This window comes from Sporomusa sp. KB1, from assembly GCF_007830295.1.
GTDB lineage: Bacteria > Bacillota > Negativicutes > Sporomusales > Sporomusaceae > Sporomusa.
The window spans coordinates 2,007,540-2,032,772 of sequence record NZ_VLKC01000002.1 but is presented as its reverse complement, the minus strand read 5'-3'; the positions used below and the strand labels follow the sequence as shown (position 1 = coordinate 2,032,772).

The 25,233-nt window shown below is 45.9% G+C and carries 15 protein-coding genes; all 15 read right to left on the bottom strand.

What is annotated here, in order from left to right; genetic code table 11:
* Positions 1-12: 12 nt before the first annotated feature.
* The 15 genes from cydB to SALPA_RS13010 all read right to left on the bottom strand — a co-directional run bounded on the left by cydB (position 13) and on the right by SALPA_RS13010 (position 25,229).
* On the bottom strand, positions 13-1,017 hold the full coding sequence (gene cydB, locus SALPA_RS13080) for a cytochrome d ubiquinol oxidase subunit II (RefSeq protein WP_145094639.1): 1,005 nt from the start codon (positions 1,015-1,017) through the stop codon (positions 13-15).
* Complete coding sequence (locus SALPA_RS13075) at positions 1,008-2,393, bottom strand: cytochrome ubiquinol oxidase subunit I (protein ID WP_145094636.1); 1,386 nt, start codon at positions 2,391-2,393, stop codon at positions 1,008-1,010. Before SALPA_RS13075 ends, cydB begins: the two co-directional genes overlap by 10 nt.
* Positions 2,394-2,397: 4 nt before the next feature.
* Entirely contained in the window at positions 2,398-2,826 is a 429-nt protein-coding gene (locus SALPA_RS13070; RefSeq protein ID WP_145094633.1) for an Rrf2 family transcriptional regulator, read from the bottom strand.
* A 292-nt stretch (positions 2,827-3,118) separates the two neighbouring features.
* Positions 3,119-4,540 (bottom strand): HD-GYP domain-containing protein, encoded by a 1,422-nt coding sequence (locus tag SALPA_RS13065; protein ID WP_145094630.1) that lies wholly within the window; start codon positions 4,538-4,540, stop codon positions 3,119-3,121.
* 279 nt (positions 4,541-4,819) lie between these two features.
* Positions 4,820-6,307 carry a sigma-54 dependent transcriptional regulator gene (locus SALPA_RS13060; RefSeq protein WP_145094627.1) on the bottom strand — a complete coding sequence of 496 codons (1,488 nt, stop codon included), beginning with the start codon at positions 6,305-6,307 and terminating at the stop codon, positions 4,820-4,822.
* An 11-nt stretch (positions 6,308-6,318) separates the two neighbouring features.
* On the bottom strand, positions 6,319-9,234 hold the full coding sequence (locus SALPA_RS13055) for a PAS domain S-box protein (RefSeq protein ID WP_145094624.1): 2,916 nt from the start codon (positions 9,232-9,234) through the stop codon (positions 6,319-6,321).
* Positions 9,235-9,502: 268 nt separating this feature from the next.
* Complete coding sequence (locus SALPA_RS13050) at positions 9,503-11,482, bottom strand: methyl-accepting chemotaxis protein (protein ID WP_145094621.1); 1,980 nt, start codon at positions 11,480-11,482, stop codon at positions 9,503-9,505.
* Positions 11,483-11,514: 32 nt separating this feature from the next.
* Positions 11,515-11,904: a response regulator gene (locus tag SALPA_RS13045; RefSeq protein ID WP_145094618.1), complete on the bottom strand. Its 390-nt coding sequence runs from the start codon at positions 11,902-11,904 to the stop codon at positions 11,515-11,517.
* Between the two features lie 275 nt (positions 11,905-12,179).
* A complete protein-coding gene (locus SALPA_RS13040) occupies positions 12,180-15,680 on the bottom strand; it encodes a bifunctional glycogen debranching protein GlgX/4-alpha-glucanotransferase (RefSeq protein WP_145094615.1) in 3,501 nt (1,166 codons plus the stop codon).
* A 19-nt stretch (positions 15,681-15,699) separates the two neighbouring features.
* Positions 15,700-18,141 carry a glycogen/starch/alpha-glucan phosphorylase gene (locus SALPA_RS13035; protein WP_145094612.1) on the bottom strand — a complete coding sequence of 814 codons (2,442 nt, stop codon included), beginning with the start codon at positions 18,139-18,141 and terminating at the stop codon, positions 15,700-15,702.
* An 81-nt stretch (positions 18,142-18,222) separates the two neighbouring features.
* Positions 18,223-19,677, bottom strand: coding sequence for a glycogen synthase GlgA (glgA, locus tag SALPA_RS13030; RefSeq protein WP_145094609.1), 1,455 nt, complete (start codon positions 19,675-19,677; stop codon positions 18,223-18,225).
* 1 nt (position 19,678) lies between these two features.
* On the bottom strand, positions 19,679-20,803 hold the full coding sequence (gene glgD / locus SALPA_RS13025) for a glucose-1-phosphate adenylyltransferase subunit GlgD (RefSeq protein WP_255451195.1): 1,125 nt from the start codon (positions 20,801-20,803) through the stop codon (positions 19,679-19,681).
* Positions 20,804-20,839: 36 nt separating this feature from the next.
* The gene (locus SALPA_RS13020; protein WP_145094606.1) at positions 20,840-22,039 is read right to left on the bottom strand and encodes a glucose-1-phosphate adenylyltransferase; all 1,200 of its coding nucleotides are present in this window, start codon (positions 22,037-22,039) and stop codon (positions 20,840-20,842) included.
* Positions 22,012-23,958 carry a 1,4-alpha-glucan branching protein GlgB gene (glgB, locus tag SALPA_RS13015; RefSeq protein WP_145094603.1) on the bottom strand — a complete coding sequence of 649 codons (1,947 nt, stop codon included), beginning with the start codon at positions 23,956-23,958 and terminating at the stop codon, positions 22,012-22,014. Before glgB ends, SALPA_RS13020 begins: the two co-directional genes overlap by 28 nt.
* A 110-nt stretch (positions 23,959-24,068) precedes the next feature.
* Positions 24,069-25,229 carry a glucose-1-phosphate adenylyltransferase gene (locus SALPA_RS13010; protein WP_145094600.1) on the bottom strand — a complete coding sequence of 387 codons (1,161 nt, stop codon included), beginning with the start codon at positions 25,227-25,229 and terminating at the stop codon, positions 24,069-24,071.
* Positions 25,230-25,233: the final 4 nt, after the last annotated feature.

Below are 25,233 nucleotides of genomic sequence, written 5' to 3'. Positions count from 1 at the left end.
ACATAAAATCCTTTAATATTCTAAATTATTGGCATTGACCCGTTTACGGAATATCCAATAGACCCAGCCCTGATACACCAGCACTAGCGGCACAAGTGCCAGCGCTGCCATTGTCATAATCGATAAGGTAAAGGGCGAAGAAGCGGCATTAGTAATCGTCAGACTCCAGGCCGGATTGATACTTGACACCATCAGCCGGGGGAACAACCCCCAGAAAAAGGCTATGGTTGTAAGTGCCACCGTCAGGCTGCTTAGAATAAAGCCAAGCCCATATCGCCTGCCATATACACCGCCATAAGCTCCGACAAACAAGGCAACGGCTCCCAAAAGAGCAATCCCTGCGCCAGTATTAGCAAATAAATCAGTATGTGTATAGGTCATTCCAACAAGCACCAGGCAAAATACTGCCGTCAAAACTCCCACTTTTACCGCAGCACTGCGGGCACGTTCCATCAGTTCCCCTTCTGTCTTGAGCGTCAGATACAGCGCCCCGTGGAAAGTAAACACCAGCAAGAAGGCAATGCCCCCAACGACTGTATACGGACTAAGTAAATCAAAGAAGGTTCCAACATACTGCATCTTGGCATTAATGGGTACCCCTTGAATTAAGTTGGTCACAGCCACACCCCAGAGAATTGCGGGGATAGCACTGCCAGCAAAGATCAGCCAATCCCAGGTACTGCGCCAAGCTGGATTTTCATCTTTACTCCGGAATTCAAAGGCTACGCCGCGAACAATCAGCGCCATCAGCATCAAAAACAACGCCAGATAAAAACCGCTGAATAAAGTAGCATATAAATGCGGGAAAGCCGCAAACATCGCGCCACCGGCAGTAATCATCCAGACCTCATTGCCATCCCATACCGGACCAATGGTATTGATAACCACCCGCCGTTCGGTGTCACTTTTCCCCAGGAAGGGAAGCAAAATACCTACACCATAGTCAAATCCCTCGAGAAAAAAGAAGCCAATAAAGAGAACTGTCAGCAAAATAAACCACAATATATTTAACTCCACAATGACGCCCCCTTTGCTACCGGTTTATTGGTTTTAGCCGGAGTATCTACAGGACCCTGCCGGACAAATTTCTGTACAAGATACACCGCTGCTATTGCCAGCAACGCGTATACCAAGGTAAAACCAATCAGCGAAATCCAGATGCTGATAGCCCCCACTGAAGGTGATACGGCTTCGCCTACCTTCTGCAGACCAAATACAATCCAGGGCTGCCTGCCACCCTCAGTGACAAACCAGCCGGTCGAATTGGCGATATACGGTAACGGTAAGCTCCACAATACAGCTTTGAGTACCCAAGGTTTTGCTTCCAGTTGGCCGCGCCACCAGAGGAACCCTGCGACCAGTACAATAATCATCATGGCGCTGCCGGCAGCTACCATAATTCGGAAGCTCCAGAATACCGGCGTTACTGCAGGAACATAATTGCCCGGCCCATATTGAGCAATATACTCTTTTTCAATATCTTTAATCCCTTTAACCGGTGTATTGGGATTATTATAAGCCAATATAGATAGCATTGCCGGAATTTTCAATTCCACCGGATTGGTCTTATTCTGCTCGTCAATAATAGCTGCAACCGCGAAGGGCGCAGGACTAGCCGTCTCCCACAGTGCTTCGGCTGCTGCCAACTTCATTGGCTGCGCTTTGGCAATAAACTGTGTTTGGGCATGACCACTGCCCATCAGGAGGAATAAGCCTACTGCCGTCCAGATTAGTCCCAGCTTGAACGAAGCCCGAAAAAAATCAACATGTGTTTTCCGGATAAGGTGAAAAGCACTAATAGATAGTACAAAGATACCAGCGGTTACCAGACCTGACAATACAGTATGCGGAAACTGATTGAACACATAAGGATTAGTAATAAGTGCAACAAAGTCTGTCATTTCGGCCCGGCCATTATTAATGACATAGCCCACAGGCGACTGCATAAAAGAGTTAGCTGTCAAAATCCAGAAAGCCGACAAATTTGAAGCTAATGCTACAACCCATATACTGGCAGCATGCAGCTTCTTAGACAGGCGATCCCAGCCGAAAATCCAGAGACCCAGAAAGACCGACTCCAGATAAAAAGCCGTGAGTGCCTCCAAGGCCAGTGGTGCACCAAAAATGTCCCCCATAAACCGGGCATACTCTGACCAGTTCATCCCAAAATGGAATTCCTGAACAATACCTGTGACCACACCCATAGCAAAGTTGATAAGGAATAGTTTCCCCCAGAATTTAGTCTGTTGTTTGTACATCTCATTACCAGTGCGGACATACATAGTTTCAAGAATGGCTACAATGAGCGACAACCCCAATGTCAGTGGCACAAAAAGGAAGTGATAGACTGTTGTTATCCCGAATTGCCACCGGGATAATAGTAATTCTTCCATGCTCTTACCCCCTACTAGAATTATTTGTTTTAGCAGCCAATGCTGCAAAGGTAACCTTGGCTAGGTCGGCTGCCAACCGGTCTTGCGTTGCGGCCAGTGCCTGATGTACCGGACATTCCTCACCACAATGGCGGTTGCATGCGCTGCGGTCAACCAGGCAGCGATGAATACCGAGCGAACCTTCCATGGCGATAATTACATCATAGAGTGTGATTTCTTCAGCCCGCTTTGCCAGCGCAAACCCGCCCACAGCACCGCGGTATGATTTTACCAATCCACCTGCGGCCAGCATCCGCATAATTTTTTGTAAAAACCGTCGCGGAATGGTTTGACTTTCAGCAATAGTTATCCCGCTTACCACCTCCCCAAACGGCAGCCCAGACAAATATAATACGACTCGAAAAGCATAATCTGTAGCCTGATTAAGCTGCACAATGCCACCACCTTCTAGTGCGATAATCAATGTATACTGAACCAGTATAATATCAATTTCATTTTACTGCTTCCGACTAAGGATTGTCAATATCTATCTGTTAGAAAACCGTATTAATGGAAAATAATTAGTCAAGCTATTGGCAGGGCTTTTATTATAACTATTATATACAAGTTCACCGCATTACCTGCAAGTAGTGTGTTTGGGTAAAAAAAATAACCGCAACGCTTGCGGTTATCCTTATGTCATATCTAGCAGTAAAGAATCCAGCACCAATACCAGCATTTCTTTACTAGATTTTATATTTCTTAGCCCTGCATAATTCCAAAAATACATCTACAATCTCTGGATCAAATTGTGTCCCCTTATTTCGCTCTAATTCCTCCATCGCTACCGCTTGTGACATTCCCTCCCGGTAGGGTCTATCGGAAATCATGGCCTGAAAGCTATCGGCTACCGCGATAATTCTTGACCCAAGGGAAATATCCTGACCAGCCAGCCCAACTGGATACCCTCGCCCATCATAACGTTCATGATGATGTTTTACTATCAGTTGAATCTGATTTAGCGAAGGGATACTCTCCAGAATTTTCGCACCAATAACAGAATGCTGCTTGATAATATCAAACTCGGCATCAGTAAGCTTGCCTGTTTTATTAAGAACAGTATCTGTAATGCCTATTTTACCGATATCATGTAATAGCGCCGCAAAATTAATCGTGAATTTCTCCTCAGTATCCATATTCAATTTATCCATAATATCTGTTGCCATCAGGGCAACTTCTGTTGAATGGCCATGTGTGTATTGATCTCTTACCTCTAAGGTATTAACCAATGTCATTATTATTGAAATAAGTATTTTCTCTTTCTCTACCGTAAACTTCTGAATCAATTTGTTAACCCGGAAGGCGAGTAGATTGACCTCATCCTTCTCCTTGTAAAGCTGAGTGGTATGGCGTTCATCTTCCAGAATAATATCAACAGCCCGCTTTACTCTGTTTAGGCGGCCAATTATGCTTTTGGCCAATATCAGACTAATAACCAGCATGATACCCATACTCACTAACGAGTATAGCAGTATCTGCTTTTTTCTCTGGCCAATTCCGGCCTCGATACTGCCCACATCGTAATCTATCCCAATAATGGCAACCGTTTCTCCGCGAGAGTTTTTTACTGGCGCATATCCGGAAAGCATCATGCCCCATTTATCGGTGGTAAAATCGCGGTCTACCGCTGGTCGTTCAAAACCGCTAACCATATCTGGTGCAACTTCAACATCATATATCTCACCAAATTCAGCCGGGTCCGGGTCAGCATCTACCAAAAAAACCAGTTCCTCATTTGTCGCACCTTTGCGCATAATATAGATATCTTTTATATTCTGATTGGCTTCTATAAGTTGCGCAAAGAATTGTTTGATAGCAATATACTTTTTATTTTGCTGCTGCTCAGGCTCACGCAAATCATCCACAAAATCCCCGTCAATAGAAACTGCGCTAATAGCGGCGATAGACTTTAGTTCATCTTTGACCAGTTCAATATGACTGTCTGCTATATTTTTTTCTAACTGATAGGTCAAAGCCAAAACAGTAACCGTAAACACCAGAAACAAAATAATAACCAGCTTGGAATAAAGTGATGCATGTGCCAGAGGGTTCCAGTTGCTATTACTAAATCTATAGTAATTTATTTTTCGGTTGAGAATACGCCTCATGCTCCTTACCCCTTTACTATGCGAACGGCCAGCTAGAACCGCTCGTAAATTGGACTTCGCTTATCCTTTGTTCATGCAAATATCATGCCAAAATCAGTTAATTCTTGTTAGTTAACTAAGAAGCCCCTTAAACAGCAACCGCTCTACCTAAATTAATAAAACAGAGTCTTCCCGGCATCGATACTTTGCCGACAAACTTACCCTTATTAACACCAATAATTGCATATCCACCAACAATTGCTATGCAATTATTGGTGGATATGCAAAAAATGATCACCTTTACTCTTCTTTTTTTCCAGCATTTCGATTGCGCATTTGTTCCAGGCGATAACACAAAGCCCGCAGTGACATATCCAGATATTTGGCGGTTGCCGTCTGATTACCCTTATGTGCATTAAGAACGGCCTGAATAATAAGGTCATTATATTCCTTTATTGACAACCCTCCGTCAGGCAAAGGCAATATCACTTGTTTTTCCGTGGTACCGCCTGCAGATTTCTCACTTTGGGGAGATATTGCACAGTCTTGAATCACTTTCTCCAGGTGACAGGGTTGCAGCTCAGCATCGTTATACATAAAGACCACCCACTCTATGGCATTGCGCAATTCCCGCACATTGCCAGGCCAATCACATTGTTCCAGGAGCTCCCCAGCCTGAAAACTAATGCCGGCAAAGCGTTTTCTTTTGGCTTGAGCAAACTCCCGCAGGAACATTGCTGCGAGCGGTACAATTTCCTTACGCCGGTCTCTAAGGGGTGGAATAACAATGTGCCCGATTTTCAGGCGATAATAAAGATCGCGCCGGAATGACCCCGCTTCCATTCTTTTTTCAAGATCAACATTAGTAGCGCAGATAATGCGGACATCTGCCTTGATTTTTTTCAAACCGCCGACACGGTAATACTCCTTGGTCTCAAGAACCCTGAGCAGCTTGGCCTGCATTTCCGGCGGCATCTCGGCTATTTCATCCAAAAATAATGTCCCGCCTGCCGCGGCATCCAGCTTGCCTTTTTGCCCACGGCTTAAACTACCACTAAACGAACCGCCCTCGTAACCGAAGAGTTCGGTTTCAAACAAATTATGTGGAATGGCCGCACAATTGAGCTCAACAAGCGGCCCTGACGGCGATTTTAGGTTAGAGCCATAATGAATGATCCGGGCGACTACTTCTTTACCAGTGCCTGTTTCTCCCTGAATCAGCACAGTCAGTGTCCTATCGGTGTGAAAACGTTGTGCAAGCTCAGTCACCTGCTGCATGCTTACAGAAAAAACACCCACATTGCCAATAACCGTCTCGGCGACCATCTTGCGCATGCGGGTTAACTCTTGCTCCGTATTCTTAGTCGCGGATTGGAGCTGGGCATCAAAATTCTCGGTCAGCGCTTTGTTCTCCCTTAACAATGCCTGATGTTCTGATACACGTTGCACAATAGCCGCTAACTCCTGGGCATCAACAGGTTTCAGTAAATAATCATAGGCCCCGGCTCGCAGGGCTGCCACCGCTGTTTTCATATCTCCATAGCCGGTAAATAGTACAACATCTGTCCGCCAGCTATCTGGCTGTTCAGTAATAACCTGGGCCAGTTCAATTCCGGACATGCCTGGCATCTGAATATCAGATAATACCAGCGGATAATCAGCCAGTTTCCACTTAGCCAGCGCCTCTGCGGCGTTCTCACACTCCATTACCAGATGCTCCTGTTCGCGCAAAAACCAGGCCACTGCCGCCCGACTATGTTGATCATCATCCACCAATAATATTTCCATAGCTTAACCCCCTAATTGGCCTCTTCCCTAACAGCAGGAAAGGTAATCAAAAATGCGGCTCCTTCATTCTCACCCGAAACAATGCTAATTGTTCCCTTGCAGGAGGTAACAACAGAATGTACTATCGATAATCCCAACCCAAGATTATCACTGCCAGGTTTAGTAGAATAAAACGGCTCAAACACTTTGGTTTTGTGATCAGCCTGTATGCCGGGACCATTATCAGAAATTTTAATACACACAGTATTCTTGTCTGACCATGTCCGGATCGTAAGCTGTTTATCCTGGCATTTTGCCGACTCCATCGCTTGCATGGCGTTAGCTGCCAAATTAACTGCAATTTCTTCCAGTGCGGTAGGCATAGTATAGATAAGGGGCAATTGTTCAGCCAACTCCTTGTGCACCCTAACTCCGTGCGCCGTTAATTGACTGCCAATGATTTTTAGTGCTTGCTCTATGGCCTCATTAACATGGCAATAAGTTACTTGGCTTTCATCCCGCCGGATAAAGCTCCGCATGTGCGTAATTATGTTATTAATGCGATCTGCTTGATTGGAAATCTCAGCTATATTCCGCATAATATCTTCTACCGGCCGCTCTTTGCCATTATGGTACGCATAAACCATTCCACTAGCGATCATTTTAATCGAGTTAAGCGGCTGATTAATCTCATGGGACAGACCAGCCGCCATGGTGCCGAGTGAAGATAGTTTTTCGGCCTGGGCTCTTACCTCATCGGCCTTAGCCATGGCCGCTGCCGCCATTTTTTGTTCCGTAATATCTTCTTTTATCGCAATGAAGTTTACTATTTCCCCGCAATTATTCCGAACAGGTGTAATGGTCATAACCTCTTGATATAAGCTGCCATCTTTCCGGTAGTGGGCGAACTCACCCCGCCATGCCTCAGCCGAAGAATTTAGCTGTTGCCAAAAGCGCTGACAAAAGCCCTCATCCTGATAGCCTGACAGCAACATAAGGTTTTGCCCGAGAGACTCGTTCTCGGTATAACCAGTCAACACAGCAAAGGCCGGATTAATCCATTCCATATTACCATCCTTATCAGTAATAACGATGGCATTGGCGGCTGCCTCCAGTCCGACCGTCAGCAGCCTGCGGCGTTGACGGTCTCTGGCGGCATTAATGGCAATAGATAGCTGATCAGAAAAACTCTGCAACCGGGTCACAATCCGTTCATCCCAATAATATGGTCTCGTACTTATGAGATAGAATGCCCCCGTCATATTGCCTGACAGCTTGAGCGGCAACGCAATCTCGGACTGAATTACAGTCTTGTCCAGCTGTAATTCAGCCAGAAGTTTTTCTTGCCAGCATGATAATTTATCGTTACATTGAACTACTTGGATTGCGCCAGCCCGAATGGCTAATCTACTCAGCTTACCTGTGGCAGTACAGTTTAGTCTGGTGCTCCCGGCTGCTACAGCTAGCTTCCCTGCTGCAGCACTTATTTTGATAGTGTCATTAGCCTCTTTTAAAATAACCCGCGCCAGAGATACTTCAAAAACTGCCGCCAATTGCTCACAGACATAATTGAGAATTTCCTCAATGCTGGCCTCTTCCAACACTTTGTCCGCAGTTTGCATCAATATCCGTTCACAGGCTTCATTCTGCTTTTTCTCGGTAATATTGCGAATGATAATTACTATTTCATCCTTCGGGCTCACTACCAAACGGGCTTCAAAGTCTTTTTTGATACCATTAATTATCAATTGATATTCGGCTGTTACCAATTCACCTACAACCATGCTGTTGCTTAGCTCTACGAACTTGTCGTATACATCAGCCAATAAAGGCTGAGCTGGTAAAGCTTCAGCCAGATTTTTATTCAATAGCTCCTCACGCGGCAAATACAAATCAGCTGGTTTCTTGGCTTCAACATCTAGAATAATTCCTTCCCGGCTAACCCTGAGCAGCATATCAGGGACAGCGGCTAGCAGTGCGGCCAGCCGGTGTTCGCTTGTAAGCAAAGCCCGCTCGGTATCTTCATGTTCCAAAATTTCCAATTCCAGCTGTTGATTTTTCAGTTGAAATTCTTTGGTTTTTGCAGTAACTGCCTGTGTAAGCCACTCTTGCCTGCGAAACATACTATTGAGAAAAATTAGCAATAGGATAAGTGTGCTACTGCCTATTCCCCAGATAAGTCCGCGCATATAAGGACTGGGCTGCAGCAAAGTGCTCCAGCCAACCTTTACCAGCCAACGTGTATCCGCAACCGGCAAGATAAATTCCCGCACAGATGACCGCGGTGCTAACTGATTAAGGCTATATATCGCTTCTCCCTCTTCCGCACGTATCTCAACATAATAGTTGCCGGCATTATTCGTAAGCATTGAATCGATCTTAGCTATAGCCTCCTGCAAAAGCTTGTCTACCACAAAACTGACCCCGACCGTACCGCGAAAGTGTTCTTCTGTAAACAACGGCGCTCTGAGCGCAAAAACAGTAACCCCGTTTTGTATTTGAATCGGTGCTTTATTTACCGTTATCCGCTCGTTCTCAGCCTTATGCGCAGCTGTGGTAAAATGGGGATATTGGTTTGCCTCGGACAAGCTTGTGTCAAGCTGGGGCACAACTGAATTCGCAGGATACAAATAGCACACGGTATAAGCATTGTCAGCATATGCCACAGCTGTTACCGTAGGGTAATAATTTAGCAAGGAAGCAACAAACTGTTCAAAAGCCTCCTGCTCCGGAAGAGCTTCTCCCATTTGCAGAAACATTTTTATATCTTCCACCACATACAAACCCTGGTCTATTTCAACTTGCAGTGACTGCTCCAACCGTTCGGTAAATCTATTTAAAACCCACGCATAGCGTTCCGTTTCTTGCTGGCAGTAAATCTTATCAACACTAATTATGCAAAACAACCCGACACACAAAACAATCGCAAACGTCCAGCGTTTTACCACTATTTCGCACCAACCTCACACTTACCGTATTATCACATAGTATTTTCATATTTTCGTTAGTCTTTGCAAAATCCCTGTCCGCTGCGATAAAAACCAACATAAAATCGTGCAATACTATCTTGACATATACCTGACAAAACACATTTATCGCATCTACAAATAAAATAAGCGGGCACGCCCGCCTATTTTATTTATTCTTACATTGGCCACAATAGCGCTCAATCAATTATTTTTGATAGTTCCTTCATTGAACACTATTGCTCTGATTTTACACTTTGAATTGCTGAATAGCCCGCTGTAATTCTTCTGCCATTTTTGCCAACGTTTGGCTTGATGCAGCAATTTCCTGCATCGACGCCGATTGTTCTTCCGTTGCTGCCGACACAGTCTGCGCTTCACCTGCTTCCATTTTGCTCAAATCATCTATGACCTTCACCGAAGAAACTATCTGCTGGCTGCCAATTTCCATCTGTTGCATGGCTGTGGATATTTCGGTTATCTGATTTGACACTTGTACGACCATTTCTTCAATCTCCTGGAATGCAATGCCCGCAACGTTTATAACCGCCGCTCCCCTACTAACCTCACGCGTTCCATTGTCCATGGCTGAAACAGCTTTAGCTGTTTCCCGCTGAATTTCCCCGATTAGATCAGCGATTTTTTTTGCCGCATCCTGGGACTGCTCTGCCAATTTGCGAACTTCTTCGGCCACTACCGCAAAACCGCGACCTTGTTCCCCTGCCCGCGCAGCCTCTATTGCCGCATTAAGTGCCAATAAGTTTGTCTGCCCAGCTATTCCTGCGATTGTGTCCACTATCTGCCCTATTTCTTTGGACCGTTCTCCTAAATCGGCAACTACTTCGGCCGATGTATTAACCGTTTTTTCAATAAGTCCCATCTGGGTAACCGCCTTGCCAATGGAAGTACCGCTTTCTTTGGCCTTTTCTGCAGCTTGTAAGGATGTCGCCGCAGCTTGTTTGGCTCCGTCACCCACCTGTTGAATACTTGCTGTCATCTTTTCCACTACACTCGCAGTCTGTCCTACCGCAGCCAATTGCCTTTCCGCGCCCGCAGCTATCTCGGTTACCGAGCCTGCTACTTGATTGGACGCCTGCGCCGATTCCTGGGCACTTGCAGTAAGTTCTTCTGACGAAGCCGCTACCTGTTGGGCATTGGTACTCACTTGTACAATCAAATTTCGCAAATTATGTACCATTTTGTTAAAGCCAGTCGCAAGCTTGCCAATTTCATCCTGACCGTCAATTTGTGATTGTACAGTAAGATCTCCGCTGGCTACTAAATCCACCTGACCAGCCAAAACCTCTATGGGATTGACAATGCGCTTAACTATCACAAAAGTAACTGCAACCACGATGATAACAGCAAGCATGGCTATCATCAGCAATAGCCATTGCAAATGTTCCAACGGGTTTAAAACAATTTTCTCTGGTATATTTATTGCCAAAGTCCAGCCTGTTGACGGCACTTTCTGATAAACCACCAGCATGACTTCACCATTTTCACTGTACTTGGCAAAGCCTTGCTCTTTACCTATCATCTCTTTGAAATAGGCTGACATATCTTTCAATTTGTCCTCTTCAAAGATATTCTTAGACACTATCTCCTTGTCCGGGTGAGCCAGCATGAAGCCTTTGGCGTCAAATAAATAGGCATAGCCCTGACCCTTTAGATTGATGCTCTGTATGTTATCAACAAGTATTTGCAACTGGATATCCTGAGCCATAATTCCGCGTAATTGGCCTGTCGATCCTTTGTAGGGCATTACCACTGGTACCACCATTTGTTTAGTTGCTCCATCCAAATAAGGCTCACCAAAAGCAAGTTTCCCCTGCTCCAGGCCTGACTTGTACCAACTCCGGGTACGCGGGTCATAACCAGCAGGGGGATTCCAACCGCTTCCATCCACAAGCTGGCCTGCTACCGAAGCAAAATACATATCAGATATCTCTTTATCCACAGTTTTATAGCCGGCCAGCATGGGCACGCTTATTTCGTTGTCACCAACTGAACTTTGCAACGTACCAGCTGTTATTTCCAACATTTTTGCTTTTCCAATAAGCCAACCGTCTAGTTTGTTTACGTGGGCATTTACAGTTGACGTCATTTCTGCCTGAATTCCTGAAAGCACTTGTTCTTTAGTAAACATATAACCCGCGATTGATGACACTAAGAGAATTACTATAGACAATACCGAAAAGATTAACGTAAGCTTCTTTTTTAAACTCATTCTATCCACCCCTTTTTTGGCAAAAATTTATATCACTCTACATTTTCCCTCAAAGAAAGCATAGTTCCTGCCTGTATACTGCTTATCTCGATCTCTTTTAACGCCTGAAAGAAATCGTCTCCCAACGGCTTCTTTAATAAAATATAGGGCTGACTTTCAGTCTCAGCCTTGATATTGATGCAGCCAGATATAATAATTGCCTTAAGGGCAGGATTCTTGCTTCGCATTTTCTGCAACACTTCAAAGCCATTTAAGCTAGGCATCTGGTAATCAATTACCGCGACGTCATGACGTTCAGGTAAATACTTCTCAATGGCTTCCAGCGGCGATAAACAATCATCACAGGCATAACCCATCATCTCAATCGCAAATTTCATGCCTAACAAAGAGCCAGCATCATCATCAACCAGCAATATATTCATGAATTATTCACGCTCTCCATTTCTACATATTCCGCATTAAAGAAGTTTGCAGGCCCAGGTGAATGTATTGACAACACCACCCGCTGCAAAAAACTTTAACACGTTATATATAACGATACTGCTCATTTATAATGCAATTATCATGCCAAGGAAAATTAACCCTAAACAGCACTATTACCCGAAAATACGCTATTTTCGGGTAATACGTGTTTACAAAAATTGCATACCTATGCAATTTTTGTTGGTATTATTTTCATATCCACCCTGTTGTTGCCTTACGCACGACCGCCAAGCCTTGTCCAGTTGAGCAGGCGAGCTGCGGCCTCAGCGGTAAGCAGCCCCTGCTCCACCCGCCAGTTCCAGTTACCCCCTACCGTACCAGGGGTATTCATCCGTGCGGTTGTGTCCAAGCCAAGCACATCCTGCAGCGGTAAAATAACTGTATCAGCCTGACTCTGATAGGTTAGGCGAATAAGCTGCCGGCACACACCGGTGTCACTTTTATCGCTGTCTACCTGCAGCCTGGCAAGATGAGTCAGAATAATGCGCTGCAGCTCAGGCTGAGTACTAACCAGTTTTTGATACCAGCCTAAGAGAGTATCATTATCATGGGTACCCGTATAAGCAACGGTATTAAAGCCGGTATTGCAGGGAAACTCCGGTGCTGAATGACCATCACCAAAGCTAAACTGCAGCACCTTCATGCCTGGATAGTTAAATTTATGTTTTAGTCGGTTAACAGCAGGCGTAATACTGCCCAAATCCTCTGCCACTAATGGTATTTTGCCCAGATACCGTTCCAGTACGGCAAAAAAAGCAGAACCTGGCCCGGATACCCAGCGGCCCTTGACAGCCGTAGGCTCACCAGCGGGAATTTCCCAGTAAGCTTCAAAGCCGCGAAAGTGGTCAATACGAATACTGTCAACAAGTGTAAGTAGCCACGCTAGGCGCTGCCGCCACCAGTGGTAGTCATCTTTAGCCTGCTGTCCCCAGTCATAGAGCGGATTGCCCCACAATTGTCCATCGGCACTGAAGTAGTCGGGCGGTACACCGGCTACCTTCTCCGGGTTTCCCATACCCTCCAATTGAAACAGCTCCGGATTGACCCAAACATCAGCACTGTCATGGGCCACAAATAGCGGCATATCGCCCAACAGCCGGATTCCCTGGCGGCCGGCATAGCTTCTTACCTCTTGCCATTGCTGCCAAAAGGCAAATTGCAAAAAGCGCTGATAGGCTATTTCCTCTGCCAGTTCCTGCCGGTAATAGTCCATAGCCGCAGCTTCCCGTTGCCTGATATCACTGTCCCATTGGTTCCAGGGCAAGCTCCCGAACCGCTCTTTGAGGGCAGCAAACAGCGTATAATCCGGCAACCAGTCACCGGCCGCCCGGATAAAGCTTTGATAGGCCGTTGTCTCTTCCTGCTGTCTAAAACGTTCAAAAGCTAAACGAAAAACCGTTTCTTTGCCATGTTTAACCTGGGAAAAATCAACACTGGCGGAATCCTGCTTGCTAACGTCTAGCAGCATCAGTTCTTGTTCGCTCAGCCAGCCGGCTGTCACCAGTTTTTCCGGCGAAATCAGCCATTGATTGCCCGCAAATGCCGACAAACACTGATAGGGCGACTCACCAAAGCCGACTGGATTCAGCGGTAAAATCTGCCATATACATTGCTTTGCATTTGCTAAGAAATCTATAAACTCGTACGCCGTCGGACCTAAATCCCCAATGCCAAACTGCGAGGGCAAGGAAGTCGGGTGTAACAGTACACCACTTGCCCGCTGCCGCCCTACTGGCCGGCCAGGATTAGCGATTAGCAATCTGCCGCTTAGCGGCGGCAATACCAATTCCAACTCATTGTTATCTGGCAATGGTATTTTTTCATCAATCAGCACATCCATAATATAATCCTGGTCGGCAAACCACGCCATGGTGTCAAGCTGGACACGGGCTGACTGGTGTCGGCTGCGGTTAAACACAACAACAGCCGTATTATCTGCTGCCAATTCACCAAAAACATCCTGCCCGCCCCGGATGCGGCGCACATAGCCAAACACATCACGCTCTGTTAGCAGCGGCAGCCATTCGCCTGTCCGCAATACCATGTATTGACGGCGAAGCCCTATTACCTTTTTATACCAGGATACTAGGTCTGCCTGCTCCTGTCCCCAGGGATAGGTACGACGATTTAACGGATCGCTATACCCCTCAAGTCCGGCTTCATCCCCATAATAGACGCAGGGCGCTCCCGGAAAGGTCATTTGCCACAATACGACGAGTTTGAGCCTGGCAATGCCCAGTTCACGCTCTGCAGGCGAAAGCTTATGTTTAAAAGTGCCCAGCTTGCTCTGACTGCCCTCAGGTGGTGCCTCGGCCAGCAGTGTCAGGATGCGCGGCACATCATGACTGCCGATAATATTCATAGTGGCATAAAAATTTTCTTTCGGGTAATTTTCATACAGGCTAAACAGCTCACGCTGCACAGCCTGGCCTTCTTTCTTCCCCAACATAAAATCCAGTACAAGCTGGCGGAAGGGATAATTCATCACACTGTCCAGTTCAGTACCATTAAAGTACTGCCGTAGCTTACCATAGGCCACCTTGCGGGAAGCGTCCTCCCACACCTCGCCAATTAGCACGGCTTCCGGGTCGGTTTGCTTGAGTGTTTTATAGAATTTTTCCAAAAATCCTTCTGGCAGCTCATCGGCTACATCCAGCCGCCAGCCCTTTACCCCCATCGAAAGCCACTGTTTAAGCACACTATCAGGAGCCCCAATGATAAACTGCTGGTAGGATTCATCTTCCTCGTTAACATTGGGCAGGTTATCTACTCCCCACCAAGACTCATATTTTTCCGGGTATTCACTGAATTTGTACCAGGAGTAGTACGGGGACTCCGGGGACTGGTATGCGCCAGCTGCATCATAAGTGCCTTCCTTGTTAAAGTAGATACTGTCACTGCCAGTGTGACTGAATACACCGTCTAAAATAATAGCAATACCCTGCTCCCTGGCTTTAGCACACAACTGAGTAAATCCGTCATTATCGCCAAACATGGGATCAATGCTGTGATAATCGGCTGTATCATATTTGTGGTTCGAAGGTGCCGCAAATACCGGGTTGAAATAAATGGCCGTTACGCCCAATTCAGCCAAATAAGGCAGCTTGGAGATAACCCCGGCCAGATTGCCGCCAAAAAAATCATAGGCCAGAATAGCACCAGTATCCATATCGCGGGTATATATTGGCGTATCTCGCCAATTGGCATGAATAAGACTACCTGGACGAGGGTTAAGAACTTTACTCAGCCCATTGCAAAATCTGTCAACAAAAATCTGATAGACGATCGCATGTTTAAACCAGCCAGGCGTAACTGTTCCCGGAAGGTACGTGCTGATCTGGTAGGATGGCGGCGGACTAGCGGCAAGGTGCCCCACACCGCCTGTTTCCCCGGCATTATTGCCATAGTAGGAAATCTGTCCACCCTGCCTGACAATAAAGTAATACCAAAGAGCACCCGGAACAGCTGGAGCAGAAAAAACAGCCTCATATAAGCACCGGTCCTGCTGTTTTTCACTAACCCGCATATCAATGATGGTTTCACCAAGACCGTCCTGCCACAGTCGTAGCTGCACAGCATCTACCAGTATAAATGCAGGATGCTGTGGCGCAGCAATAAGTATTCTAATCGTGATCTCTGTATGACAAGAAACAGCCCCAAAGGGGCTGCGAAAATCCGCATTGTGGGAGTCATGCAGTATCCAGTACTCATTCATTCCCGGTCTACCTCCAGATTTAATTTTCTCTAATAACTACCGGCTTAATCTTCCAAATACCAATAGCATATTCCGATACCGTACGATCACTGGCAAACCGGCCGGAGAAAGCAATATTATTAATGGCCATCGCCTGCCAACAGCATTGCTTGCCATACAGGCTATTAATCCGTTCCTGCGCAACCGCATAATCTGCATAATCCTTCAATACGAAATATTCATCATTGGTACGCATGAGCGAATGATGAATACAGTCAAACTCATCCGGACTAACTGGCAGAAAACCATTGACTAGCTGATCCACAGCCACTTTAAGCCGGGGATTGTTATTATATACATCAAGGACATTATAGCCGCCATTTTTATAATAATTCATCACTTGTTCTGCTGTCAGACCAAAAATAACAATATTCTCGTCACCAACCTCATCTTTAATCTCAATATTCGCACCGTCAAGCGTACCAATCGTAATAGCTCCGTTCATCATCAGCTTCATATTGCCGGTGCCTGAGGCCTCTTTGCTGGCTGTTGATATCTGCTCGCTGACATCGGCCGCCGGAATAATAAGCTCAGCCAGGGAAACACTGTAGTTTTCCAAAAAAACCACCTTGATTTTGCCACCAATAGCCGGATCATTATTAATAACCTGAGCCAATGTATTGATAAACTTAATAATCCGTTTGGCCAGATAATAGCCTGTAGCCGACTTACCCGCAAAAATAAAAGTACGCGGTTCAATGTCAAGCCCAGGGTCGGCTTTAAGGCGGTTGTACAAATCAAGAATATGGAGAGCATTCAGGATCTGCCGCTTATAGGCATGAATACGCTTTACCTGCACATCAAAAATGGAACTCACATCAATAGCTATGCCCAATTTCGCCTGGATATAGTTAGCCAGCCGTTCTTTATTAGCCTGCTTAACAGCCTTTATCTCCTTTTGTAAAGCACAGTCATGCGCAAAACGGTGCAAGTTTGCCAGTTCGTCAGGATGGGCCATCCAGCCCGGACCAATGGTCGCGGTAATCAGTGCCGCGAGCTGAGGATTGGCTTTGGCCAACCAGCGGCGATGGGTAACGCCATTAGTTTTATTCGTAAAGCGATAAGGGAAAAATTCATGGAAGGGCGCCATAACTTCATTTTTCAGGATATTACTATGTACTTCGGCCACACCGTTAACACTGTAACTGCCAACAACCGCCAAATGCGCCATATGTACATAGTCGTCAGCGATAAGAGCCATGCTCCGGATTCGCTCCCATTCACCAGGATATTTTTGCCAAAGAGCCGCACAAAAGCGTTCATTCAACTCATTAATTATCATATACATACGCGGCAGCAATGTCTTAACAAGTTCAATCGGCCATTTTTCCAGCGCCTCCGGCAAAATAGTATGATTGGTATAAGATATCGTATGTCTAGTTACATACCAAGCTTGCTCCCAGCCCAAACCCTCTTCATCCATAAAGATGCGCATTAGCTCAGGCACCGCCAGTGCCGGATGGGTATCATTAATATGAATAGCAATTTTTTTATGAAAATTGCCCAAATCAGCCGGAAATCCGCCATGGGTCCGTTTGTAGCGCCGCACAATGCTTTGCAAACCGGCGGAAACAAAAAAGTACTGTTGCTTTAGCCTGAGCGTTTTGCCCTCAGGGTAATTATCATCAGGATAGAGAATCTGCGAGGTGGCCTCCAATGAATATTTTTCTTCCACCGCTTTTAAAAAATCGCCTTTACTAAACGAGGAAAAGTCAAAGTGATTGGTTTCCGCGCTCCATAGGCGTAAGGTATTGACAGTATTACAATTGGCGCCAACAATTGGCACATCATACGGTACGGCCAGCACCGGTTCATAGTTTTCATGAATAGCAATAAGCCGCCCGCCTTGTTCCTCCATATGAACATTGCCGCCAAACTTGACGGTAACTGCACGGTCAACCTTGCGCGTTTCCCAAACATAGCCGTCCTTGAGCCAATTATCAGGCAGCTCTACCTGATAGCCGTCGACAATTTTTTGTTCAAACATCCCATGACGGAAACGGATACCAGTGCCATGCCCAGGCAAATGCAAGGATGCCATAGAGTCCAAAAAGCAGGCTGCCAGGCGACCTAACCCACCATTACCCAGCCCCGCATCATGCTCTACCGCTTCCAACTCTGTTAACTCAATACCTAATTCTTTGAGTCCCTGACAGCAGACTTCGGTTATCCCCAGATTAAACAAATTACTGCCCAGCAGTCGTCCGAGCAAAAATTCCATGGAGAAATAATACACTTGCTTCTCTTTACTAATGCTGTATTGTTGATTGGATTGATACCAACGTTTGCTAATAATCTCGCGAATCAGCGTGCTCAAGGCTTCATACTTAGCAGCAGTTGACGATTCCTCCAGACTTTGTCCAAACAGAGTCTGGATTTTTTCAATAAACGCTTGTTTAAACTGCTCTTTCGATTCAAACATTGATCCATCCCCTTCGTAAATCAACTCCAGTCCCCATCTATATCCAACGCATTAAAGGCGCCTGCAAAATTCTTTACTAGCTCATGTTACAATACATTCTCTGTTCCCTGTCAACTTCTTATAAAGCTGACAATACTGGCTAGCTGATTGTTGCCAGCTATGCTCAGCCTGCATGGCATTTTTAATCAACTTATGCCACTGCGTTTTATCCTGGTACAGCTCTACCGCCTGCTCAACTGCCCAGAGCATCTCATGCGCATTATAGTTGGTAAAAACAAAACCATTACCCTGCCCGGTCTCTAAATTAAAAGGAATAACCGTATCCTTGAGGCCGCCCACCTCACGCACAATGGGTATACTTCCATACCTAAGAGCAATCATTTGACCAATGCCACACGGTTCAAACCGCGAAGGCATCAAAAACAAATCTGAGCCGGCATAAATCCTGTGGGCTAACGTATCCGAAAAATAAATATTTGCCGCTACTTTAGCCGGATGACGCCAAGCTGCCTCACTAAACAGTTTCTCATAACGTTCTTCCCCTGTTCCCAGCACAACCACCTGTACATCAAGAGCTAACAATTCTTCCATGACATGGTCAATCAAATCCAAACCCTTCGAAGCTACCAGGCGGGAGACAATGCCAATAAGCGGAATACGCTTGTCTACAGGCAATCCTAACTCACTTTGCAGCTTAAGCTTGTTGTCAAACCGTTTGCTACTATCCGACCAAGCATAGTTGCTATAAATATCTGGATCGACAGCCGGATTATATACTTCATAGTCAATGCCATTAACAATACCATAGATGTCAGCTTGCCGTTTAATCAGGAACCCATCCAGATTTTCACCAAAATACGGCTGCCGTATCTCTTCAGCATATGACTTACTGACAGTAGTAACAACATCGCTGAAGGCTAGCCCTGCTTTTAGATAATTCACCTGTCCGTAAAATTCCAGGCCGTCGGCTGTAAAGGCACTGTTTGGCAAACTAAGCAAATCATTCAGTATATCACCCGAGAAAATCCCCTGGTACATTAAGTTATGGATGGTAAATACTGTTTTGATTGCTGCATATTCGGCTCTTGCAAGATACTGCAGCTTGAGCATGGCCGCCAGCGGCCCTGTCTGCCAATCATGACAATGAATAATATCAGGTATGAAATCCAGCTGGGGCAATGCTTCTAGTACAGCCCGGCAAAAATAGGCGAAACGCTCGGCCTCGTCGTAATGACCATACAGGCTGTCACGCTTAAAATAATACTCATTATCGACAAAATACCAGGTAATCCCCTGATACGCAAGTTCAAACAGCCCGGTATATTGTTGGCGCCAGCCTACAGGTACGGTAAGGATTGCCTTTTGCACCATCTGCCCCTCAAACCCGGCCGGGATAGCACTGTATTTAGGCATAATGACCCGAACATCAATCTCCTGGTTACTCAATTCCTTGGGCAAAGAACCAATTACATCACCCAAACCACCCGTTTTGGCAAATGGCGCTGCTTCCGATGCTACAAATAGTACTTTTAGCATATTAAATCACTGTCCCTTTCTCAATCACAATCGGGTGATTTAATTCTCCTTTGAGTTTTTTGCCTGCTGTAATCCTTACATCTTTATCACAGATTACATTCTCAATAACTGCACCTGGGCCAATTTCCCCTTTTTGCATGACAATACTGTTTGTGACCCGGGCATCTTTATGCACCTTGACACCCCTAAACAAAACACTATTTTCAACCTTACCCGCTATAACTGAACCATTGGCTACCAGCGACGATTTAACCATCGCATCCCGCTGGTATTTTGCCGGCGCTTCATCTTTTACCTTGGTATAAATGGAGCCATGGGCAAAGAAGATTTCCTGCCATATTTCTTGGGTCAAGAGTTTCATACTATGGTCAAAATAATTTTGCATAGAGTCAATACGGGCCAAATAACCAGTAAAGGGAAACCCGTAAATTTTGAGGTTTTCCATATTTCTCATAATACAATCGCGGGTGAAATTAGTCCCGCCCCTTGACACGCTGGCATCAATCAAATCCACCAGCAGCTGCCGTTCCAAAAGAATCATCTCCAGTGACAATTTATTGCTGCGGGGATTTACCGGACATACCTCCATATCAATAACCCTGCCATCACTGCCAGTCTCGAGCATAGTAGCCTCAGATAAGCCTTTGGCCTCTGCAATACTATATTCTTTGTATAATACTGTTATATCCGCCTCTTTCTCAAGGTGGTAATTATAGGCAGCCTCGAAGTTAATATTACAAACCGCCCGACTGCCTGAGAGCAAGGCAAAACGTTGACGGCTGCTTTTGATATAGTCAAGATTACTGAAAAAGTCAGCTAAATCATTGGGAAATGCCCCCTGTACATTGCCAGTCTGCCAGGAAGGCAATAAGAATAAACCATCCCGCTTACGGGCCAAGTCCCATTCCTTACCAGAGCGGATATGATCGGAAAGCGCACGGGAATTGCCTGCAGATAAAATGCCAACATTAGTTATCCCGGAATTAATGAAATTAGATAGTACAAAGTCTATTAGCCGATAACGGCCGGCAAAAGGAATAGCCGCAAGCGGACGATGCTTGGTTATCTCCCGGAATGACTCATGACTTTCATGTAAATTGATAATACCCATCGTATTCTTTAACAAGCTTACTCCCCCTAACGCTATCTGGCTTTCTAGGAATTACGACCGGGCAAGCAGCGCATTACGCCGAATCTTGGTCTCTCTGCTAATTGTCAGGTTGTCGCCGATCAACGTTATGCCTGAAAACCAGTGACTGGCTTCTTGTTCCAGCTGATTAACCCCCAGCTGCGCATTGGCTTCAACCCTTGATTTTCGTCCAATAATAGCTTTGGAAACTATGGCGTTTGCACCTATTGACGCATAAGGCATAATAATAGAATCTTTAACTATTGCACCTTCCCCAATAAACACCCCAGGAAATAACACTGAATTTTCCACTTGCCCCAGAACCTGGCAGCCTTCACTAATCAACGAACAAACTACGCTTGCTGTATCGGCAATCACATGGGGGGGCTGGGTCGGGTTTACCGAATAAATCCGCCAATCCGGGTCATATAAGTCCAAGGCAGGCTCATCGCTGAGAAGATCCATATTGGCCTCCCAGAAGCTTTCCACTGTACCAACATCTTTCCAATAGCCGTCAAAATGATAGGCACATAACCGCTCATTGCCGGCAAGCATTTGCGGAATAACATCTTTGCCAAAATCATGGCTGGATTTAGTGTCAATAGCATCGGCTGTCAAATAGGAGCGCAACGCCGCCCAGCTAAATACATATATCCCCATCGAAGCCAAATTACTCTTAGGTTTCTTTGGCTTTTCCTCAAATTCGACAATCCGGTCATCTGTAGCCGTATTCATAATACCAAACCGGCCGGCTTCCTCCCATGGCACCGCAATAACGGCAATGGTAACATCAGCCTGCTTGCTTTTGTGGTAATCAAGCATACGAGAATAATCCATTTTATAGATATGGTCACCTGACAATATCAGTACATACTCAGGATTAAACATCTCAATAAAGTTAATGTTTTGGAAGATGGCATCAGCGGTCCCTTTATACCATTCACCACCCTTTTCCCGTACATAGGGCGGCAATACGTAGACACCGCCATCCCGCCGGTCAAGATCCCAGGCACTGCCAATTCCGATGTAGGAATGAAGCGCGAGCGGCTGATACTGGGTAAGCACGCCGACCGTATTAATCCCGGAGTTATAACAATTACTGAGAGGAAAATCAATAATTCGGTACTTACCGCCAAATGGTACTGCAGGTTTGGCCAGCTTTTTGGTCAACGTTCCGAGTCGACTTCCCTGACCACCAGCCAAAATCATGGCAACGCATTCTTTACTGCGCAAAGTGCTTCACTCCCTATGGTATACTGTTTCCGGCAGCCTATCGGCTTAAAATATACCGTCGCCAACGGCGGCAACGTAATAACCAACGAATTCGGCTGGTTATGGCAAGCCACTGCCACAGGCACCCTTTTGCCAGTGTTACCTTGACCAGAACCGCCGTAAATCAAGCTATCGCTATTAAGTACCTCAAGATAATACTCGGCCTCTGGCACACCAATCCGGTATTCTAGCCGAACAACGGGTGTAAAGTTTACTACCGCAATAATAAAATCATCTGCCTGCAGTCCTTGCCGTTTAAATACCAGGACACTCTGCTGCCAATCCTGGCAGTCAATCCAGGAAAATCCCCGCCAATCCCGGTCATTTTGCCACATTGCCGGGTTTTCCAAATAAAAATGATTCAGATCCCGGACATAGTTATGCAGCTTACCATGCATTTCATAGTCTAACAAATGCCAATCCAGGCTATCCTGGTAATTCCATTCAATAAACTGGCCAAATTCTCCACCCATAAATAGCAGCTTTTTACCCGGGTGAGCCATCATGTAGGCATAAAAAGCCCGCAAATTAGCGAACTTCTGCCAGTAATCCCCCGGCATTTTATCAAGCAATGACCGCTTGCCATGAACCACCTCATCATGCGATAAAGGCAAAACAAAATTTTCTGAAAACGCGTACATAAAAGAGAAAGTTATTAAGTTATGATGGTACTGGCGCTGCAGCGGATCAAGCTCCATATAGCGCAGCATATCGTTCATCCAGCCCATATTCCATTTAAAGTTGAAACCAAGCCCCCCCAGATAAGTGGGATGAGTAACTAGCGGCCAAGCTGTTGAATCCTCCGCAATAACCAAGGCCGCTGGGAAACTGGCAAAAACAGCTTCATTAAGTCGTCGTAAAAAACTGATAGCCTCCAGGTTTTCTGCGCCGCCATGACAATTCGGTGTCCATTCTCCGTCTTCTTTCCCATAATTCAGATATAACATGTTGGCAACAGCATCAATTCTAATGCCATCAATATGGTATAGTTCCATCCAAAACAGCACATTAGAAATAAGAAAGCTCATAACCTCAGGCCGGCCAAGATCAAAATTCAGCGTACCCCAGCCGCGATTTTCCTTCCGGTTCGAATCAGCATATTCATAGAGTGTTGTACCATCAAAAGCTGCCAGACCATGGGCATCTTTACAAAAATGCCCGGGGACCCAGTCCAGAATAACCCCAATTCCCCGCCGGTGACAGCAGTCTACCAGAAACATAAAATCTTCTGGCAAACCATAGCGGCTGGTAACCGCGTAATAGCCTGTAGCCTGATAGCCCCATGACCCGTCAAAAGGATGCTCCGCCACAGGTAACAGTTCAATATGGGTGTAGCCCATATTGGCGGCATAGTCGGCTAGTTCCGGCGCTAGCTCCCGGTAGGAGAGCCACTGGCGATCACTGTCCCGTTTCCATGAACCCAAATCCACTTCATAAATATTCATAGGTTGTTCATAAAGAGACTGCTTGGACTTATTTTCCCGCCAGGCCGCATCCTGCCAGGTGTAACCAGCAAGGCAGGCCACCTTTGATGCCGTCTTGGGTCTGATTTCTGCAGCAAATGCATAGGGATCTGCCTTATGCAGTATCTCGCCTCCAGCAGTAATAATCTCATATTTATAACTATCGCCGACTGTAACCCCAGGAATAACCAGACCCCAAACACCGCAGGTGCTGATTCTTTCCATTCCATGTCTACTGCCATTCCAATTGTTAAAATCACCAATAACCCGAACAGCCTGCGCATTAGGCGCCCATACGGTAAAGCGTACCCCGTGTCCATCCGCTGCCACATGTGCCCCCAGCAGGCGGTAACTGCGTTGCAGAGTACCTTCATGAAACAAGTACAACTCTTGATCACTAAAGCAAGCAGCAGTCATTGTTAATCATCCTTTATCACCTATAATAAACTGTTATTTTCTTTATACGTTTCTCTATTAATATACATATTTCCTGTCAACTATTTGCATTCCTAATGCTATTATATATCTTACACCGCCAAACTAACCTGTACCACAGCCTCTTGGGTTGTTGACCGGGCGACAACCTGAATAATACCGCTATCCTCCTCGCCATTCATCCTGGCAGTAATTACCGTATTGGGAATAACTATAGCACCGTCAACGCTCGAATTTTGCTCCATCCTGGCATAAGGCATAATAACACTATTTTTCACCTTAACTCCATCCCCAATATAGGCTCCTGGAAAAATAACCGAGTTTTCCACCTCTCCCAAGATAGTAACGCCTCCGGCGACTAAAGAACTGCTTACTCTGGCCATAGCACCATGATAGTGGGGCGGCAGACTCCGCCCCGGTGAGTACACCGGCCATGCCGCGTCGTCAAGTTCTATTTTTGGTGAGTCCCCCAACAAATCCATATTGGCTTCCCAATAACTAGCTAGTGTCCCCACATCTTTCCAGTAGCCATTAAAATGGTAAGCATACATGCGCTGGCCAGCGGCTAACATGGTCGGAATAATGTTTTTGCCAAAATCATGGCTGGAACTCACCTGAGCCGCATCCTTTATCAAATATTGTTTTAACGCATTCCAGGTAAAAATATACACACCCATAGATGCCTGATTTCCCTTGGGATGATAGGGTTTTTCGACAAAATCAATGATTCGGCCACTAGCCGTTGTCTCCATAATTCCGAATCGGTTAGCTTCCCGCCAGGGCACTTCCAGTACGCCAACCGTAACATCAGCTTGCCTCAGCTTATGCTGTTCAAGCATGACACTATAATCCATCTTATATATATGGTCACCTGATAACACCACTACATACTGTGGCTCAAACTGCTCAATAAACTCTCTGTTTTTATACACCGCATCAGCTGTTCCTGTATACCATTCGCCGCCCGTTGCGCTGGCATATGGCGGCAACATATGTACTCCGCCTCCTCCTTTGCAGTCAAGATCCCAGCCGGCACCATTACCAATGTATGCATGCAGGGTAAGTGGCTGATACTGAGTTAAGATGCCTACAGTATCTATTCCGGAATTTTTACAATTGCTTAAAGTAAAATCAATAATGCGGTATTGACCGCCAAATGGCACGGCAGGTTTGGCTACCGCCTCTGTCAACACGCCCAACCGTGTGCCCCGCCCTCCAGCCAACACCATTGCAATCCATTCTTTATTCCTCAAAATG